The sequence below is a fragment of the Sulfitobacter sp. G5_S2_6_S6 genome (genome assembly GCF_054968505.1).
Genome location: NZ_JBQKUI010000001.1, coordinates 384,915 through 403,413, shown reverse-complemented (window position 1 = coordinate 403,413; position 18,499 = coordinate 384,915). Strand labels below are relative to the sequence as shown.

Here is an 18,499-nt window from a genome sequence, read left to right as displayed (position 1 = left end):
ATCTTCCGGCCTCGGGGAGCAGATGATAGATGTCAATGATATCAGGCGTTTCAATTTTGGGACGCCTGTGATCTAAGCTGGCATCGCCGGGGGGAAATGATCACATGGCTGATGGGATAGAGACAGAAAGCCGCAAGCTGTTGGGTCGCTTACGCGATGCCATGGCCAGTGATGATGCAGGGCAGGCGCGGCTGGACAAGATCACGCATCTGATCGCGTCCTCTATGGGCTGCGAGGTCTGCTCTATCTACCTGTTCCGCGATGAAGACACGCTAGAGCTTTGCGCGACCGAAGGGCTGAAGGCCGATGCGGTCCACGAGACGCGCATGAAGATGGGCGAGGGGCTGGTCGGGCGCGTCGCCAAACGCAAACGTATTATCAACACGCCCAATGCCCCGCAGGCCCCCGGTTTCCGCTTTATGCCGGAAACGGGCGAAGAACTGTATTCAAGCTTTCTGGGTATACCGGTGCAGCGCTTGGGCGAGATGCTGGGCGTTCTGGTCGTGCAATCCAAAGCCGCGCGGGAATTCTCGGCTGACGAGGTTTATGCGCTGGAAGTGGTCGCCATGGTACTGGCCGAAATGACCGAGCTGGGGGCCTTTGTCGGTGAGGGTGCCGCGATGTCCGCGCGGCACAGTCAGGCGGTTCTGATCCGCGGCACCGTGGCGCAAGAGGGCGTGGCCGAGGGCCACGTCTGGCTGCACGAGCCGCGCGTTGTCGTGTCAAAGCTTGTGGCCGACGATCCTGCCAGTGAAACCGCACGCCTGAACGAGGCGGTCGATGATTTGCGCGTCAGCGTGGATCAGATGATGGCGATGGCGGGGGGGGACAAGGACCAGCAACAGGTGCTTGAAGCCTATCGGATGTTCGCCAACTCCAAAGGCTGGTTGCGCCGGATGGAGGAAGACATCGGCCGTGGCCTGTCTGCCGAAGCGGCTGTCGAGAAAGAGCAATCTCTGGCGCGCGCCCGTATGGGGCAGGCCGCCGACGCCTATCTGCGCGAACGTCTGTCCGATCTCGATGACCTCAGCAACCGCTTGCTGCGCATCCTGACAGGGCAGGGGTCGAACACGGGGGCCGAGATGCCCACCGATCCTATTCTGGTGGCGCGCAACATCGGACCGGCTGAGCTGTTGGAATACGGCCGCTCTCTGCGCGGTATCGTGCTGGAGGGCGGGTCGGTTGGCAGCCATGCCGCGATTGTCGCGCGGGCGCTGGCGATCCCGCTGATCGTCCACGCCAGCCGCGTGACCAATGATGCGCTGAACGGCGACCGGATCATGGTGGATGGCGAACAGGGCGTGGTGCATCTGCGCCCCGAGGAAACCGTTGCCTCTGCCTTCCGCGACAAAATCGCGATGCAGGCCGAGGCGCAGGAACGCTATGCGTCGATCCGCGACAAACCGGCGATCACCAAATGCGGCACGCGGGTCGGGCTGCATATGAACGCGGGTCTCATGGCGGATCTTCCCTCGCTTGACGGGTCAGGGGCCGAAGGGGTGGGGCTGTTCCGCACAGAGCTTCAGTTCCTTGTGCGCAGCCAGATGCCGAAACGGTCGGAGCTGTCCGCGCTTTATAGCCGCGTGTTGGATGCCGCGTCGGGCAAACGCGTGGTGTTCCGTACGTTGGATATCGGGTCGGATAAGGTGCTGCCCTATATGAAGCCCAACGACGAACCAAACCCCGCTTTGGGCTGGCGTGCGATCCGTGTCGGGCTGGACAAGCCGGGCATGATGCGGATGCAATTGCAGGCGTTGATCCGTGCGGCGAACGGGCGCCCCCTGTCGGTGATGTTCCCCTTCGTCGCGCAGTTCGAAGAATACCGCGCCGCCCGTGCCGAGATGGACAAGACGCTCGCCCGCGAGGCGCGCTTGGGCCATGTGCTGCCGTCGCAAATCGAAGTTGGCGCGATGCTGGAGACCCCGTCGCTGGCCTTTGCCCCGACGAAGTTCTTCGAAGAGGTCGAATTCCTGTCGATCGGGGGCAACGATCTGAAGCAGTTCTTCTTTGCCGCCGACCGCGAGAACGAGCTGGTGCGCCGCCGCTATGACACGTTGAACGTCAGTTTCCTGACCTTCCTAGAGAACATCGTAGACCGTTGCCGCGAAACCGGTACGCCACTGTCATTCTGTGGCGAGGATGCGGGCCGCCCCATAGAGGCGCTGTGCTTTGCTGCCATCGGGATTACGACGCTGTCCATGCGTCCCGCGTCCATCGGGCCGGTCAAAAGCATGTTGCACCGCTCTGATCTGGGGGAAATCCGCGAGGTGATCCATGCCGCACGTGATCGCGGGGATCAATCGGTACGTCCCGCGGTGATGGAGTATCTGCGCAGCCAGACCAACGAAGTCCGCCGCTTGCCCTGAAGGGCCCGACGGCTTGTCTGATGTGTCAAACGCGCCCGAGTTATCCACGCAGGCACTGGTTGCCGCGTCGAAAAACCCAATCGCGCAGGGCGGTTATGCACATAGGTTGCGTAGCGGGCCAAGCTCTTACCTCAGTTTCGCAGAGCGAAAAAAGTAACCGAAATAACGGCTATGCGCGTGCAGGATAATTCCCTTTAATGCCCCCAAGTCGCAGCGCGGAGGAACGCTGCAGCCAGCTATGGGAGAGGCGCGGGCATATGAACCCTTTTGTATTCAACACCACAAAATCCGTCGTATTCGAAAACGGGGCCGCCGTGCGTATCGCCGCGCTGGCAGGCGGGTTGCTGGGCAAGACGTGCCTGTTGATCACCGACCCCGGTTTGCGCAAACTTGGCCTGTGCGACCCTTGCATCGATGCGCTTGAGAAAGCCGGTCATCAGGTCACCGTCTTCGATGATGTAGAGGCCGACCCCTCGCGCGAGACATTGATGCGCGCGGTAGAGGCAGGGCGCAGCGCGGGTGCAACCGGAGTCATCGGCTTTGGCGGCGGGTCATCGCAGGATGTGGCCAAGCTTGTGGCGCTTCTGCTTGGCTCTGACGAGGATCTGGATGCCGCTTGGGGGGTAGGGCAGGCCAAGGGGCCGCGCCTGCCGCTGGTGTTGGTTCCCACCACCGCTGGCACCGGGTCAGAGGTCACGCCTGTGTCGATCATCACCGTCGGGGCAGAGGAAAAGCGCGGCGTCTCCTCGCCCGTGATCCTGCCAGACATGGCCATTCTGGACGCCTCCCTGACCGTCGGTCTGCCCGCGACGATCACTGCGGCCACAGGCGTTGACGCGATGGTGCACGCGATCGAATCCTATGCCTCCGTCAATGCCAACAACAACCCTGTGTCCAAGCTACTTGCCCGCGAGGCGCTGCGCCTGCTGGGGGCCAATATCGAAACTGTCGTCGCGGATGGCAGCAACCTGGAGGCCCGCGGCGCGATGTTGCTGGGGTCGATGCTGGCGGGGCAAGCCTTTGCCAATGCCCCAGTCGCGGCGGTACACGCGCTGGCCTATCCCATCGGTGGCACCTTCCATATCCCGCACGGGCTGTCCAACGCGCTGGTGCTGCCCCACGTGCTGCGCTTCAACGCGCCCCAAGCGGGCAGTGTCTATGCCGAGATCGCTGCCGATGCCTTCCCCGACCTGGCAGAGGTCGAAGGCGGTCAGGCCCGCACCGCCGCCTTCGTTGATGCGCTGACGGATCTGTCTAAGCGGCTTGGGCTGCCGCCGCGCCTGCGCGATGTCGATATCCCCCGGTCCGCGATCCCCAAGATGGCCGAAGACGCGATGGTGCAGGCCCGTCTGCTTGTGAACAACCCGCGCGAGGTGACACAGGCCGATGCTCAGGCAATCTACGAGGCGGCTTGGTAATGGCTGCCCGCGCACCCGCTGCCACCCGTGCCGATTTCGCGGATTTCTATCCATTGCAGACGCGATGGAACGACAATGACACCTATGGGCATATGAACAACGTCGTGCACTATGCGCTGTTTGACACGGCCGTAAACGGCTGGCTGATCGAACGGGGGCTGCTGGACCCGCAGACCAGCCCCGCCTTTGGCCTCGTCGTGGAAACCGGGTGCCGCTATTTCGGAGAGATGGCCTTCCCCGACCGCGTGACAGCGGGGCTGCGGGTGGCGCAGCTTGGTACAAGCTCTGTCCGGATGGAGCTGGGCCTGTTCCGGAACGACGAGGAAAACGCCTCTGCCGAAGGGTTCTTTGTGCATGTCTATGTAAACCGCGACGACCACCGCCCGACCGAGATTCCCGCCGCGACCCGTACCGCGCTAGAAGGGCTGAAAACCACGGCCTGAGCGTGGCGTAATCCCGCGCGCCCTAGCTTGGCGGTTGCAAATGCTTGGTGTCCACATGTTATACATCCCCGAATCACAGCGTTTTTCTGCGTTGCGGCATTCTGTGTCGCGCGGGATGACGCGTTGAATTTTAACAATAAACCGGAGAAATCTCCCCGTGTCCAAGAAGAAACGTATCGTCGTTAAAATCGGATCCAGCCTGTTGGCCAATGAAGAAAAGCTGACATTGCGCTATGCTTTCATGAACGGTCTCATGGCGGATTTGGGGGACCTTCAGGACCAGGGATACGAGATCATCCTGACCTCGTCAGGCTCGGTCGCGCTTGGCCTGAACATGATCGGGAAACGCCCCGAAGAGGCCGGTATTCTGGACAAGCAAGCGGCGGCCGCCTGTGGTCAGCCCCTGCTGATGAACGCCTACCGTCAGGTTGCGAACGAATACAACTTTGACGTGGCGCAGATGCTGGTGACCGTCGAAGACATGGAAGAGCGTCGCCGTTTTCTGAACATCAAGAACACCATGCTGCGGCTGTTTGAAAACCAGATCCTGCCCATCATCAATGAGAACGACTCCATCGCGACACGCGATCTGAAAGTGGGCGACAATGACCGTCTCTCCGCCAAGGTGGCCCAGATGGTCGAGGCCGATCACCTGATCATCCTGACCAGCGTCGAAGGCCTGTATGACCGTGACCCGTCCGAACCCGGTGCCCAGTTCATCGAGGAAATCGAAGATGTGTCCGAACACCTCGAATCCACCAAAAGCATCAGCGAATTGGGCAGCGGCGGCATGCTGACCAAGATGCTGGCGGCCAATATGGCACAGAACGCCGGTGTCGAGACAATCATCGCCGACGGTATCATCGAACGCCCGATTTCCTCGGTGCTGAACAACGAACGCCGCCACACCCGTTGTCTGGCGTCGGGCAAGGCCGCGTCGCCGCTGATGATCTGGCTAAGCAACCGTTTGCAGGTTGCCGGAACGCTGGTCGTCACGGACGAGGCTGTCCGCGCGATCACAGCCAAGGAGCGCGGCTTGCAGCGTGATGATCTGGTGTCGATCCAAGGCGAATTCTCCAAAGGTGACGTGCTGCACGTCTATGACGAGCAGGGAAACGAGTTCGCCCGCGGGCTGACCAACTTCTCGTCCGAAGAGACGATCCTGATGGCGCGCAACCCCGAGATGGAGATCGAAGACGTCATCGGCTACAAAACCAAAAGCGCGGTTGTGGGGGCGGAAAACATCCTGATCCTCGAAGATCACCACCTGCAGCTCGACGCGCCCGAAGAAGACGACAAGCCCGTCATTTCCCTGTAATTGACCATTTCACGGCGGGAGATATTTTTCCCGCCGTTTTGCTTTAAACTGGGCTAGACATTTCCCCAGAAAATCGGGATAAGCGCCAAACGCATAGGGGCCACTGGCCCATGTGCCAGCCGCGTCATCGCGGCCGAGGCGAGTTGGCGGAGTGGTTACGCAGCGGATTGCAAATCCGTGTACAGGAGTTCGATTCTCCTACTCGCCTCCACTATATTTCCCTCTCTAAATTACGTTTCTCACAGGCTGACCGCGCGTGGCATGCGTCGTGGCTATGGCATCCTCTATGTTTTAACCGTATTATCCGCCAAACACGGAAAATTGCGCCTATTGACCCGACTGGCCGTTGCCCGGCGGGCGGTGATGTGGCATCTCACGAGACAAATAACTGAACGAAAGAGTTTAGCTGATGACAGATTTCACAGCCCGCCGCACCATGATGGTTGATACTCAGGTGCGCCCTTCGGATGTTACCAAGTTCCCGATCATTGATGCGATGCTCAAGGTGGCGCGCGAGGATTTTGTGCCGGTGGCCCGCCGCGAGGCAGCTTATCTGGGCGAAAACATCAGCTTGGGCGAAGGCCGGGTGCTGCTTGAGCCGCGGACGCTGGCCAAGATGCTGGACGATCTTGGGGTCGAGAATGACGAGCTGGTGCTCGATATCGGCTGTGGCTACGGCTATTCCTCTGCCGTGATCGCACATATGGCCGAAGCGGTCGTCGCCGTCGAGGATGACGAGCAGATGGCGAAAGAAGCACAGGAAACCCTGATCAACGCGGATATCGACAATGTCATCGTACACCACGGCCCGCTGGCCGAAGGGGCGCAGCAACATGGGCCCTATGACGTGGTGATCGTGCAAGGCGGCGTGGCTGACGTGCCCGAAGCGCTGTTGGCGCAGCTCAAGGATGGCGGGCGGATCGCTTGCCTGTTCATGGACGGCCCCCTGGGCGAGGTGCGTTTGGGCTACAAAAGCGAACGTGGCATCAGCTGGCGCAAAAGTTTCAACGCCGCCGCACCTGTCCTGGACGGGTTTACCCGCGCGAAAGAATTCCAGCTTTAAGCTATCAGAACTGCTGCAGATGACGGCAGATGCAGTGACACCGATGGAGTGTGAAATATGATGAATACGGGCAAGATGCGGTCCGTCCGCAGCATGATCGCGGCGTCCTGCGTCGGTTTGGGGCTGCTGGCACCGATGGCCACACAGGCAGAGACATTGGCCGATGCGCTGGTCGGGGCCTATAACAACTCGGGCCTGCTGGACCAGAACCGCGCCGTGTTGCGTGCCGCAGACGAAGATGTGGCGATCGCGAAATCCGCGCTCAAGCCGGTGCTACAGTGGACGGGGAACCTGACGCAATCCTATAACCGGTCGGTCAGCGGGGGCACCAGCACCATCCCGGCGGGTTTCAAAAGCTCTACCGATTCACTGACGACATCGGTGAACCTTGTGGCGTCGCTGCTGGTCTATGACTTCGGGTCGTCGCGCTATTCGATCGAGGCGGCAAAAGAAACCGTGCTTGCCACGCGCGAAACGCTGGTCAGCGCCGAACAGCAGATTCTGCTGCGCGCGGTTGATGCCTATATGACCGTGATCCAGACGCAGCAGCTTGTCTCTCTGGCCGAGAATAACGTGCGGGTTCTGACGCAGGAATTGCGGGCTGCCCGTGACCGTTTCGAAGTGGGGGAGGTGACCCGCACCGACGTATCGCTGGCTGAAGCAGAACTTGCCGCCGCACGCAGCAATCTTGCCGGTGCGCAAGGCGACTTCATCAGTGCGAAAGCCTATTACAAGGTGGCCGTGGGGCGCGAGCCTGGTCGTCTAAGCCCGCCACCAAGCCTGCCGAAGCTGTCCAACAGCATCGCGACGGCCAAGGCACTGGCGGTGCGTCAGCACCCCGATATCCTGACCGTCCAGCACCAGGTCGCGGCTGCCGATCTGCTGGTACGCAGCAACGAAACCGCGCTGAAGCCCAATGTCTCGGTGCAGGGATCTTACGGTCTGACCGAGACGTTTGATTCCCAAGCCTCGACACGCAGCGGGTCGATCGGTTTTCAGGTCGGGCAAACGATCTACCAAGGCGGTGCCTTGTCGGCCGGTGTTCGCAAAAGCCAGGCGCAGCGCGACGCACAGCGCGGCAATCTGCATGTGGTGGTTAAAGACGTGGAACGCGCGGTCAGCGATGCCTATGCCGGTCTTGCCTCTGCCCGGGCGCAGATCGAGGCGTCCCAACGTCAGGTCCGCGCCGCACAGATCGCCTTTGACGGTATCCGCGAGGAAGCCAGCTTGGGCGCGCGCACTACACTTGATGTGCTGGACGCAGAGCAATCCTTGCTCGACGCCCGTTCTGCCCGTGTGTCAGCGCAATCGCAGCTTTATGTTGCAGCCTATTCCGTGCTCTCCGCGACGGGTCAGCTGACCGCGCAGGACCTGAAACTGCCGGTGCAAATCTATGATCCATCCGCCTATTATAATATGGTCAAGGACGGTCCGACAAAATACTCCAAAGAGGGGAAGCAGTTGGATCGTGTGCTGAAGGCGCTGCAAAAAGACTGACATTTTCACCACCCCCATTGTGAGAAGCCAACCTTCGGGTTAGACTATTCGCGAAGAACGAGTGGTGATTAAATATGTCCGAAACCGTCACAAATGCAGAGGTCGAAGACGTTCTGTCTTCGATCCGCCGTCTGGTCTCAGAGGATCGCAAACCGGCGCAGAAGCCGTCGGAAGCGCCTGCGATTGAAGAGAAACTTGTGCTGACGCCGTCTTTGCGCGTGTCCAATGACGCGCCTGTGGCTGCCCCTCGGAAAGAAGCGAAGCCAGAGGCGGTTCAGCCCCGGTCGGCGTCCTATCAGGATGCGATGCAGGACATGGATACGGACGTTGAGACGGACGAGGAGGCGGATTTGTCCGCCTCGGATCGCAATCAAGTTGCCGAAGATTTTAAGTTTATTTCCGGACGCGAACCGCGTTTTCGCGCCCAGTTCGCCACGCCCGCAGGGGATGGCAAGCCGCAGGATACGACCGAGCCGCCGCGCAAGCTGGCCTTTAGCGCGCCACGTGCCGCGGCATACTCCACCGATATGCTCAACCTTGGCTCATCCGAGCTGGTCGATGACGTGCCACCGACGCCGGACCGGTTGAGCGCGAAAATCGCTGCCCTCGAAACAGCGATCAGCCGCATTCCCGAAAACTGGGAACCTGACGAGCCCGGCAAAAGCGATTATTCCGGCAGCGAAGACCCCGCGATGGCCTGGGAAGACGACGTTGAATTCGACGCCACCGGCGCGCCTGTGTCCGATGTCACCCAAAAGGATGCGGAAGAGGCTCTGCTGGACGAGGATATGGGGTGGCACGATGCTGTCGAGCCCCATGCATCCCAAGAGCGTGCCGAACCCCAAGATCGTGTAGTGGACGGCCCCTTTGCCACCCGTGTGACCGCAGCAGATGCGACTGTGACCGATACCACCGACGCCCCTGCCGAAACGGCGCAGGATGATGATGCGACGCTCGGTTTCGGGCCGGATGAATATCTGGACGAAGAGATGCTGCGTGATCTGGTGTCCGAAATCGTCCGCTCAGAGCTGCAGGGGGCCTTGGGTGAACGGATCACCCGCAACGTCCGCAAACTGGTGCGCCGTGAAATTCACCGCGCCCTGACGTCGCAAGATCTGGAATAAAGAGCTTTTGGCGCGAACGCGCATCTTAGTGGATAAAGGGGCAGGGCGTCACGCAAGCCCCTTGCCAGATGTGTTGCAGATCAGGCCAAGACGCCGCCGCCGCAACGTCCGCTTCGAGCCCGTAGTATCCGTTACCTTAACACTGTGCTATTGGTCAGCATGATCCGAAATCTTCAGAGACTCATCGAGCGCCAGATACAGAAGGCGAAGCTACAAGGTCAGCTTAAAGGTCTTGAAGGCGAAGGCAAACCACTGCCTGATCGCTCAGCAGATGCTTTTGTGGATGCGGGAGAAGCTGCGGGGTTCCGGATTATGGCTCAAGCCGGTGTCGTGCCGGAAGAAATCGAACTCAAGAAGAAGATGGCGGCGCATCAGAGCCATCTTGCCACGCTTGCGAACGGGCCTGAACGGAAGGAAGCGATGGCTGAACTCGCTCGCCTTGAACTGCGATACAATATCGCTCGTGAAGCTCGCCAGAAGTTCATGCGCAGATAAATTCTACTACCCAGCTTTTTTGGAAAGCAGCGCGAGCACTTTTCCTGATCGCGCACCCTCAGCGAACGCCAGCTTCGTCGCTACAACCTAGATTCAAGAACCCAGCACTCTCGCAGAAATTCGCCGCTGTCGGGAGTTTACCGTTTCGGAGCAACGCATCAGGTAAGGGGCTCGGGTGTCACACCTTGCCCTTTAGCGCATCAGGCGGGCGCGACGCTTTCCGGCATAGCACAATCGCATTTAGCCAAAAAAAACGCGGCCCGTGAGCCGCGTCTTTTTGTTCAAACTTTTGGCAGTCTTCAGGCAGCTTCAGCCTGTTGTGCAGCGTGGCGACGCTCGGACTCTTCGCGGGACAGGGCGACAGAGGTACGGACACCTTTGCCAACAAAGTCCATCAGACCTTCGACAACACGCTCGTTGGGGTCGATGCCCGCGCAGCTCAATACTTCGCGGCCATCGCGGGAGCGGGCCCAACGGGCAATCTGTTCAGGACCGTTGCCGTATTTCTTGTCATCGGCAATCGCATCGTCCAATGCAGCCAGTACCACAGCTGCGAAAAGTTTGCGGGCACGGTTACCTTGTTCATTGTTAAAGGCAGTGCCATCAACGAAATCTTTCATCTCGTCGTCCTTTCTATTATTCTTGCTCTTGTCATTTAGGCGTGGGGTTCCTTATGACCGAAAGAGCTCGATTCGGATACACCTTTATTGCATAACACTCATGCATTTACTGCATGGCTTTCGCGGTTGCAGCATCGGGTGCGCTGTCTTGCGGGGGTCGACGTTGATATATATAGGTCGGTCCAATCTCTCTTCAACTTCATTGCTATGGTGCTGATACATGCCAAAGATTAACGGGAACGAAATTCGGCCAGGAAATGTGCTCGAGCATAACGGTGGTCTCTGGGCAGCGGTCAAGGTCGATCATGTCAAACCGGGCAAGGGCGGTGCCTTTGCTCAGGTCGAAATGCGCAACCTGCGCAACGGGTCGAAACTGAACGAACGCTTCCGCAGCGCCGACAAGGTCGAAAAGGTTCGGCTAGAGCAAAAAGACCAACAATTCCTGTATGAAGACGCAGGTATGCTGGTTCTGATGGACACCGAAACATACGAGCAAGTGCAGCTTTCAGCTGAGCTTCTCGGAGAGCGTCGCCCCTTCTTGCAGGACGGTATGATGGTTGTGGTCGAGTATCACGAAGAAGAGGCGCTGAACGCGTCCTTGCCACAAAAAGTAACCTGTAAAATTGTCGAAACTGAACCGGTCGTCAAAGGCCAGACAGCGGCGAATTCCTTCAAGCCAGCGGTGCTTGATAACGGCGTCAAAGTGATGGTTCCGCCCTTCGTCGGACAGGATGAAGAGATCATCGTGAACACCGAAACGATGGAATATTCCGAACGCGCGTAAGCTGTGGTGTGACGCTACGTCATAGCTTCGCTGCAGTGCAGAGCCCCGGTGAATGCCGGGGCTCTTTTGCGTTGCGGGGCTGCGGGGTATCGGATTTGGGAGCCTCAAAACTCCCCAATCACGGGTATTTGTTGCCGATATGCAACTTTTCCGGCGGGCGGCGCACGCCGTCATTTCGGGCTGCCTAATATTTGCGCAGGGCCGTTGCGGGGCCTTAGCCGTCCGTCACCATGGTCACCGTGGCATCCCCCGCCTGCATCGCCGCCTTGGCGCGGTCATACCGCAGATAGGCCAGCGCGTGGGTGCCGGTGCGGGTAAAGATCGTACCAGCAGGTTTGCCATCGGCGGTGATGTCCGTGCCGGGTTCTACCGGCGCGCTGATCTCGACCTGGGCCAAGCCTTTGCGCAGCTCGGTCTTGTGTTTCATGCGGGCCGTTACCTCTTGTCCGACATAGCAGCCCTTGCGAAAATCCACGCCGTTCAGCCGCTCGAACCCCATTTCGAGGATGAAGCTGTCCGAGGTAAGCTCTGCCCCGGTTTCAGGGATCATATAGGTCACCCGCAGCGCGTCCCAATCCGTGGTGTCATCGGTTTGGGGTGTGTCACGATAGGCGCGCCAGCCCATGCGGGCATCGCGAGGGTCGCTATAGGCATCGTCCGGTGCGTTCTCTAGCCCGCGGTGCAGATGCAATCCGGTCGCGTCTATCGTGACATCAGCCCGCAGCTTGTACATGGTCAGGCGCTGCACCAGCGCGTCGGCATCCGCCTCGGCCACGTCCAGCAAAACGCTGTCCCCTTCGGCGGACAGGAAGAAATCGGTGATGAATTTGCCTTGGGGCGTCAGGATCGCGGCATAGATCGGGGCCTGATCCAGCTTGCGGATATCGTTGGTCACAAGGCCCTGCAGAAACTCGCGGGTGTCGGGGCCTGACAGTCTCAGGATGCGGCGGCTGGTCATATCGCTTGTCCTTTCAATGGTTAACATGACATATAGCAGCGCAGTTCGAAGCTGAAAGGGGCAACCATGCGCGCGCCTATATCTGTTGTCATTCCGACCTTGAATGCCGAAGCGCCCCTGACCGGCTGCCTAACCGCCCTGATGGAGGGGCTGGAGGCAGGGCTCATCCGCGAGCTGATCATCAGCGACGGGGGATCAACCGACATGACCCTGACAATGGCAGAAGCATGGGGCGCAGAGATCGTCAGCGGTCCGGCATCGCGGGGCGGACAGTTGCGGCGCGGCTGTGCGAAAGCGCAATCCGACTGGCTGCTGGTGTTACACGCCGATACGCGGCTGGCGCCGGGGTGGACGGGGCCTGTCACCGCGCATCTGCGGGGGCAGAAAGCGGGCTGGTGCCAGCTTCAATTTGACCAAGGCGGCATGGCCGGCAAAGCGGTGGCCGCTTGGGCGAACCTGCGCAGCCGTTTGGGGCTTCCCTATGGGGATCAGGGGCTGCTGCTGCCACGTGCGCTGTATCAATCGGTTGGTGGGTATCCTGATCAGCCGCTGATGGAGGATGTAGCGCTGGCGCGTGCCCTGCGCGGCCATCTGCTGGGGCTGGAGGTCACCGCGGTGACGTCCGCCGACAAATACGCGCGGCAGGGCTGGTTGCGTCGCGGGGCGCGTAACCTATGGACATTGATCCGCTATTTCGCGGGGGTCGCCCCGGCCAAGCTGGCCGAGGGCTATGCCAAGTGATCCGCGTGCCGGGGGGGCCTAGTTGCCGAACAGCCGGAGCCCGATACGTTGCAGCAGGTTCGGCTCGACAGGTTTGAGGCCGCGTTCCATCCGCCGCATCGCCGCTAGATTGCGCCCGTCGCTGACGGTTTTTCCATCCTCGAACTGAAGCCGATAGAGATCGGCATAGATGCCGCCACGGGCCAGAAGGTCTTCGTGTTTGCCTTCGTCCATGACGCGGCCACGGTCCATCACAACGATCTTATCCGCGCCGCGGATGGTAGACAGACGGTGGGCGATGACCAAGGTGGTGCGCCCCTGCGAGAGACGGTCCAGTGCTTGCTGCACGACTTTTTCTGACTGCGCGTCCAGCGCGCTGGTGGCTTCGTCCAACAGCAGGATCGGCGTGTTGCGCAGCAGGGCGCGGGCGATCACGACACGTTGGCGCTGCCCCCCCGACAGGGCAGAGCCGCGCGGGCCGACGCGGGTTTCAAGCCCGTGTTCAAGTTTGGGCAAAAAGTCCGACACATGCGCCGCATCCAGCGCCTGCTGCAGCTCTTCGTCAGATACATTCTCGCGGCCCAATACGATATTCTCGCGCAGGGTTTCGTCAAACAAAAGCGCCTCTTGCGTCACGACAGAGAACAAGCCGCGCAGCGCAGGGATGTCCATCTCTGTCAGGGGGACGCCTGCGATGCTGACGTTGCCCTCTTGTGGGTCGATCAGTCGAGTCAGCAGGTTGAATATCGTCGATTTCCCCGCGCCAGATGCGCCGACGAGCGCCGTCGTCTCGCCTGCCGCCGCATGCAGCGTGAGATTGTCCAGCACCTTGGCATCCCCGTAAGACAGGCTCACCCCTTCCAGCGCGATATGCGGTGGGGTGGTGGGCACAGGCGTGGGTTTGGCGGGCGAGGTGAGGTGTACCGGCTCGTCCATCAGCTCTTTCAGACGTTCCAGCGCAGCAGCCGCCGTCTGCCACAACCCGCTGATCGCTCCCAGACGGCGCAGCGGGTTAAAGGTGAACCCCATCGCGGTAAAGAAGGTCATGAATTGACCGATGGTTTTTTCGCCCTCGATGATTTCGTTGCCGCCATAAAGGATCACGGCCATGAACCCGAGGCCCGAGATGATGTCGATCATCCCCGGAATGGCCGAGTTCCCGAAGGAGGCACGTACCTCGGTACGGATATAGGTTCTGGTCAGGTCGCGGTATTGCTTGGCCTGATACTTCTCAAGCGCGTTGAGCTTGATTTGCACGATGCCGTGGAAAACCTCGTCCAGCCGTGTCGACAGGGTCGCGCCCAAGTCCCTTGCCTCGCGCGACCGCGCGCGCACGAAGCGCTGCGCCAATGCTGCGGGCATCACCATCAGCGGCAAGCCGATGCAGGCCAGCAGTGCCCAGACCGGGTCGATAGAGATCGCGACGCCAAGCAACACGATCAGCCCGATCAAGTCACGACCGGCACCGGTGATCACCGCCTGCCAGACCGACCCGATGGCATTCACATCCGATTGCACGCGCTGGATCAGAAACCCCGGGGGGTTCTGTTGGTGAAAGGCCCCGTCCTGCACCATCATCCGGTCCAGCAGATCGATCCGCATATCAGCCGCCGACTTCTGCTTGATGCGTGTCAGCAGCACCTTTTGCACCACACCCGACACGGCGCGCAGGACGAAGATGCCCACCAGCACCAAACCAACCCAGAGCAATGCGCCTTTCTCACCAGCGACGAAGACCTGATCGAACATCGGCTGCATCAGCTTTGCCAACCCGCCCATGGTCGAGGCCTCGATCGACATGAAGATGATCGCGACAAGCAGCACCCACATATGCTTTTTCAGATAGTCGCGCCAAAGCCAGGTCAGCAGTTCGCGCGAGGTATAGGTCACATCACTCATATAAAGGCCGGTTCCTTTGGGCATATACAGCTACGGGTTTACGCAGCCCTTAGGGGCAGGGCAAGCTGCCTGCGCGCTTTGTGTGATTGACGCGGCGCTGGCTGCGGATAAGTTGCAAGAGATTTTTCCTGCTGAAGGGCCCCCGTGTCATGCCGAAACTTCCCAACCTGTCCCAAGGGCGCGGCTACCTCGCGATCCCCGGTCCGTCGGTCATGCCCGAGGCTGTGTTGAACGCGATGCACCGTCCGGCCCCCAATATCTATGCCGGTGAGATCGTCGATATGATGCCCCCGCTGATGGAGGATCTGCGCCGTATCGCGGGCACGGAGCATCATGTGGCGATGTATATTGGCAACGGCCACGCCGCCTGGGAGGCATCGCTTAGCAATGTCGTAGCCCCCGGTGACAAGGTGCTGGTGCCCGCGACAGGGCGGTTCGGTCACGGCTGGGGCGATGCCGCCACAGGCATCGGGGCAGACGTCGAGGTGATGGATTTCGGCCTGCAATCCACTATGGACATCGACCAGATCGCCGATCGTCTTGAGGCGGACACCAACCACGAGATCAAAGCCGTGCTGGCCGTGCATGTGGATACCTCGACCTCGGTGGTCAATGACATCGCCGGTCTGCGCGCGGCACTGGATGCGGCAGATCACCCCGCGCTGCTGATGGTGGACTGTATCGCGTCCTTCGCGTGCGACCGCTTCGAGATGGACAATTGGGGGGCTGATGTCATGGTCACCGCCTGCCAGAAGGGGCTGATGGTCCCGCCCGGGGTGAGCTTCGTCTTTTTCAACGACCGTGCGGCTGCGGTGCGCGATGCGATGCCACGGGTCAGCCGTTTCTGGGACTGGACCCCGCGCGCCAATCCCGAGGAGTTCTACCAGTACCACTGCGGCACGGCCCCCACGCACCATATCTACGGCCTGCGCGCGGCGCTGGATATGATCCACGACGAGGGGCTGGAAGCCGTCTGGCAGCGTCACGAGACCTTGGCGCGCGCGGTGTGGGCGGCCTGTGACGCGTGGGGGGCAGAGGGCGACCTTTCCCTGAACATCGCCGATCCCGCTTTGCGCAGCCATGCGGTGACAGCGCTGCGGCTCAAGGCCCCCCAAGCGACAGAGCTGCGCGACTGGGTCGAAGGCAACATCGGCCTGACCCTCGGCATCGGTCTGGGCATGGCCCCCAAGGATAGCCCCGAAAGCCACGGTTTCTTCCGTCTGGGCCACATGGGGCACGTGAACGGTCAGATGATCATGGGGATGCTCGGCGGGATAGAGGCCGGGATGTCCGCACTCGGGATCAAACGCGGCTCCGGCGCGCTAGAGGCCGCGGCGAAGGTGATCGGCGGGGCCTAGCCCCGTCGCGCGGCGATGCGATCGATCATGGCATTGACGGCCCAGCCCGACAGCGCCACCGCCAGCAAGCCCCACAGCGCCCAGATCACAACGAAAACCCACAGGATATTGACGCCGAACATCACGACGCAGGCGCTGGTATAGTTAGGGGCCGATTGGCCGCGGTCGGAAGAGCGCATGATGCCACCTCGCAACTGGATCATGGCCCAGCATAGGCGGGATATGCGCTACGTCAGCCTTTTTTCGCATCCTCAAGGGCTCCCGGCAACGCCGCGGCAAACGCATCAAGGTTTCCTGGGGTGCCGCAGCTGACACGAATGCAGCGGTTCTGCGGCGCCGCGAAGGGCATGCGCACAAAGACGCCGCGCGCCACCAAACCGTCCAGCACCGCCTTGGCAAAGCTGCCGTCCGCCCCGCAATCAATCGCCACGAAATTCGCGGCAGAGGGGAGGGCGATCAACCCGTTATCCGCAGCGATCTGCGCAATCCGGTCCCGCGCCTCAGCGATTCGAGCCTGCACATGAGCCAGCCAGTCGCTGTCCTGCAGGGCCGCAAGTGCCCCAGCCTGGGCCGCGCGGTTCATCCCGAAATGGTTGCGCACCTTCCCAAAGGCTGTGATCAGATCCGGTGCACCGATGGCATAGCCAACCCGCGCCCCCGCCAGACCATGGGCCTTGGAGAAGGTCCGCATCCGGATCAGACGCGGGTCATCGGCGACAAGATCGGGGGCGGTGCCCTCGGGGGCGCAATCGATATAGGCCTCGTCCAGCACCAGCAGACAGCCCTTCGGCAATGCCTCTAGCGCGCTGGAAATGACGGGCCCTTCATGCCAGCTGCCCATGGGGTTGTCGGGGTTCGCCAGATAGACCAGCTTGGCATCTACCTCGGCAGCTTTGGCAAATAGGGCCGCAGGATCCTCGTGATCACCGGCATAGGACACCTTATGCAGCACACCGCCAAAGCCTGCCACGTGATAATTGAATGTCGGATAGGCCCCGTCCGAGGTCACGACCGCGTCACCCTCCGTCACCATGAGCCGCACCAGATAGCCCAGCAACCCGTCGATCCCTTCGCCCACGATGATGTTGGCGGGCGAGATACCATGATGCGCCGCAAGGGCTGCGCGCAGGTCGTGGCTTTCCGGGTCGCCGTACATCCACTGCTGGGCCTGCGCCATCGCTTCTATCGCGCGGGGAGAGGGGCCAAAGACGTTCTCGTTCGCCCCCAGCCGCGCATCAAAGGCGCGCCCCATGGCGCGCTCCTGCGTTTCGGGGCCGACAAAGGGCACGGTAGAGGGCAGGGCGTCGGCAAGCGGGGTGAGGCGATACTGTGTCATGGGGATCAGCTACTGCATCTGACCTGCTTCGAGCAAGTGACATCAGCATGCCCGCGCGCGGTTTTGGGTGCCGTAGCGTTTCGCTTTGCAACACGCAGGCTTCATGCCCAAACTGACGAAAATTCAAGGAGGATCCAATGAGCCGCGTTTCCGTCACCTATGACAATCACATCGCCCATGTGCGCCTGACCCGCGCCGATAAAATGAATGCCGTTGATCAGGATATGATCGACGCTGTCATCGCCGCCGGGAACGAGGTCGCTGCATCGAACGCGCGTGCCGTCGTGATCTCGGGCGAGGGCCGGGCGTTCTGCGCAGGCATCGACATCGGCAATATGGGGGCGCTGGCGGGCGGCGACCCGACGGAACGGATGATGACGCGCACCCATGGCGACGGCACCACTAACCAGTGGCAAGAGGTCGCGATGGTCTGGACCCGCGTCGGCGTGCCAGTGATCGCGGCGCTGCATGGCAAGACCTACGGCGCGGGCCTGCAACTCGCGCTCGGGGCCGATATCCGCATCGCGGCCCCTGATACCGAAATGGCGGTGATGGAGATGAAATGGGGCATCGTCCCGGACATGGGCGGCATGGTCCTGCTGCCCAAACTGGTGCGCGGCGACGTGCTGCGCCTGATGACCTATACCGCGCAACCCATCGAGGCAGAGCAAGCCGAACGCTGGGGGCTCATCACCCAGATCGCCGAAGACCCTCTGGCCGCCGCGATGGCGCTTGCCACCACCATCGCGGGCAAAAGTCCAAGCGCGATCAAGGCCGCCAAACGTCTGACCGCCTTGGCAGAGACGGGAACCGAAACAGAGGTTTTGCGCGCGGAATCCCGTGAACAGGCGGCGCTGCTGGGACGCCCGCACCAAATGGAAGTCATCGCCGCCGAGTTCGGCAAACGCCCCGCGGTCTTCAAAGACTAGCGCCGCAAAAAAGTCAGCCCCGCCTGATCGCTCAGACGGGGCCTTCCAAATGGACGATCTTTGCTTCCCAGCGAGGACCGCAGACGTATCTTGCACCGGTATTCGCTTCCAAATGGTAAAAAAATCCTCGCCGAAGGCATCTTTTGGAGCGTCAAAAGAGATTTTTGCCTT

The 18,499-nt window shown here is 60.9% G+C and carries 17 protein-coding genes and 1 tRNA gene; 13 read left to right on the top strand and 5 right to left on the bottom strand.

Annotated features, from left to right (window positions below):
* Positions 1-104: 104 nt before the first annotated feature.
* The 9 genes from ptsP to ACTRWK_RS01805 all read left to right on the top strand — a co-directional run bounded on the left by ptsP (position 105) and on the right by ACTRWK_RS01805 (position 9,724).
* Positions 105-2,366 (top strand): phosphoenolpyruvate--protein phosphotransferase, encoded by a 2,262-nt coding sequence (gene ptsP / locus ACTRWK_RS01845; RefSeq protein ID WP_005849365.1) that lies wholly within the window; start codon positions 105-107, stop codon positions 2,364-2,366.
* A 257-nt stretch (positions 2,367-2,623) separates the two neighbouring features.
* Positions 2,624-3,784 carry an iron-containing alcohol dehydrogenase gene (locus tag ACTRWK_RS01840; RefSeq protein ID WP_289081214.1) on the top strand — a complete coding sequence of 387 codons (1,161 nt, stop codon included), beginning with the start codon at positions 2,624-2,626 and terminating at the stop codon, positions 3,782-3,784.
* Positions 3,784-4,227, top strand: a complete 444-nt coding sequence (locus tag ACTRWK_RS01835; protein WP_037944674.1) for an acyl-CoA thioesterase — start codon at positions 3,784-3,786, stop codon at positions 4,225-4,227. The genes ACTRWK_RS01840 and ACTRWK_RS01835 overlap by 1 nt, the downstream gene beginning before the upstream one ends.
* Before the next feature lie 157 nt (positions 4,228-4,384).
* The gene (gene proB, locus ACTRWK_RS01830) at positions 4,385-5,545 is read left to right on the top strand and encodes a glutamate 5-kinase (RefSeq protein ID WP_009825097.1); all 1,161 of its coding nucleotides are present in this window, start codon (positions 4,385-4,387) and stop codon (positions 5,543-5,545) included.
* A gap of 137 nt (positions 5,546-5,682) precedes the next feature.
* Positions 5,683-5,756, top strand: a tRNA-Cys gene (locus tag ACTRWK_RS01825).
* Positions 5,757-5,954: 198 nt separating this feature from the next.
* Complete coding sequence (locus ACTRWK_RS01820; protein ID WP_005849328.1) at positions 5,955-6,608, top strand: protein-L-isoaspartate O-methyltransferase family protein; 654 nt, start codon at positions 5,955-5,957, stop codon at positions 6,606-6,608.
* A 57-nt stretch (positions 6,609-6,665) separates the two neighbouring features.
* Positions 6,666-8,105, top strand: a complete 1,440-nt coding sequence (locus tag ACTRWK_RS01815) for a TolC family outer membrane protein (RefSeq protein ID WP_037944673.1) — start codon at positions 6,666-6,668, stop codon at positions 8,103-8,105.
* Positions 8,106-8,179: 74 nt separating this feature from the next.
* Positions 8,180-9,229 (top strand): hypothetical protein, encoded by a 1,050-nt coding sequence (locus ACTRWK_RS01810; RefSeq protein ID WP_037944672.1) that lies wholly within the window; start codon positions 8,180-8,182, stop codon positions 9,227-9,229.
* Between the two features lie 159 nt (positions 9,230-9,388).
* Positions 9,389-9,724, top strand: coding sequence for a DnaJ family domain-containing protein (locus ACTRWK_RS01805; protein WP_037945089.1), 336 nt, complete (start codon positions 9,389-9,391; stop codon positions 9,722-9,724).
* Between the two features lie 299 nt (positions 9,725-10,023).
* Here ACTRWK_RS01805 and ACTRWK_RS01800 read toward each other — a convergent pair whose 3' ends face one another.
* Entirely contained in the window at positions 10,024-10,344 is a 321-nt protein-coding gene (locus tag ACTRWK_RS01800; protein ID WP_005849321.1) for a DUF6280 family protein, read from the bottom strand.
* 220 nt (positions 10,345-10,564) lie between these two features.
* Between ACTRWK_RS01800 and efp the strand changes: the two genes are divergently transcribed.
* The gene (efp, locus tag ACTRWK_RS01795) at positions 10,565-11,128 is read left to right on the top strand and encodes an elongation factor P (RefSeq protein ID WP_009825091.1); all 564 of its coding nucleotides are present in this window, start codon (positions 10,565-10,567) and stop codon (positions 11,126-11,128) included.
* Between the two features lie 214 nt (positions 11,129-11,342).
* On the opposite strand, the gene ygfZ is transcribed toward efp, so the two are convergent.
* Positions 11,343-12,086, bottom strand: coding sequence for a CAF17-like 4Fe-4S cluster assembly/insertion protein YgfZ (gene ygfZ, locus ACTRWK_RS01790; RefSeq protein ID WP_037944670.1), 744 nt, complete (start codon positions 12,084-12,086; stop codon positions 11,343-11,345).
* A 66-nt stretch (positions 12,087-12,152) separates the two neighbouring features.
* On the opposite strand from ygfZ, the gene ACTRWK_RS01785 reads away from it, so the two are divergent.
* Positions 12,153-12,827, top strand: a complete 675-nt coding sequence (locus ACTRWK_RS01785) for a TIGR04283 family arsenosugar biosynthesis glycosyltransferase (RefSeq protein ID WP_184581663.1) — start codon at positions 12,153-12,155, stop codon at positions 12,825-12,827.
* An 18-nt stretch (positions 12,828-12,845) separates the two neighbouring features.
* Here ACTRWK_RS01785 and ACTRWK_RS01780 read toward each other — a convergent pair whose 3' ends face one another.
* Positions 12,846-14,705: an ABC transporter ATP-binding protein gene (locus ACTRWK_RS01780; protein ID WP_005849313.1), complete on the bottom strand. Its 1,860-nt coding sequence runs from the start codon at positions 14,703-14,705 to the stop codon at positions 12,846-12,848.
* A gap of 149 nt (positions 14,706-14,854) precedes the next feature.
* Between ACTRWK_RS01780 and ACTRWK_RS01775 the strand changes: the two genes are divergently transcribed.
* Complete coding sequence (locus ACTRWK_RS01775) at positions 14,855-16,063, top strand: pyridoxal-phosphate-dependent aminotransferase family protein (RefSeq protein ID WP_462843769.1); 1,209 nt, start codon at positions 14,855-14,857, stop codon at positions 16,061-16,063.
* Here ACTRWK_RS01775 and ACTRWK_RS01770 read toward each other — a convergent pair.
* Both ACTRWK_RS01770 and ACTRWK_RS01765 read right to left on the bottom strand, forming a co-directional pair.
* A complete protein-coding gene (locus ACTRWK_RS01770; RefSeq protein ID WP_037954492.1) occupies positions 16,060-16,242 on the bottom strand; it encodes a hypothetical protein in 183 nt (60 codons plus the stop codon). The genes ACTRWK_RS01775 and ACTRWK_RS01770 overlap by 4 nt on opposite strands.
* 53 nt (positions 16,243-16,295) lie before the next feature.
* Positions 16,296-17,399, bottom strand: a complete 1,104-nt coding sequence (locus tag ACTRWK_RS01765; RefSeq protein WP_462843768.1) for a pyridoxal phosphate-dependent aminotransferase — start codon at positions 17,397-17,399, stop codon at positions 16,296-16,298.
* A gap of 137 nt (positions 17,400-17,536) precedes the next feature.
* Here ACTRWK_RS01765 and ACTRWK_RS01760 point away from each other — a divergent pair, with 137 nt between their 5' ends.
* Positions 17,537-18,328, top strand: coding sequence for a crotonase/enoyl-CoA hydratase family protein (locus ACTRWK_RS01760; RefSeq protein ID WP_289081219.1), 792 nt, complete (start codon positions 17,537-17,539; stop codon positions 18,326-18,328).
* Positions 18,329-18,499: the final 171 nt, after the last annotated feature.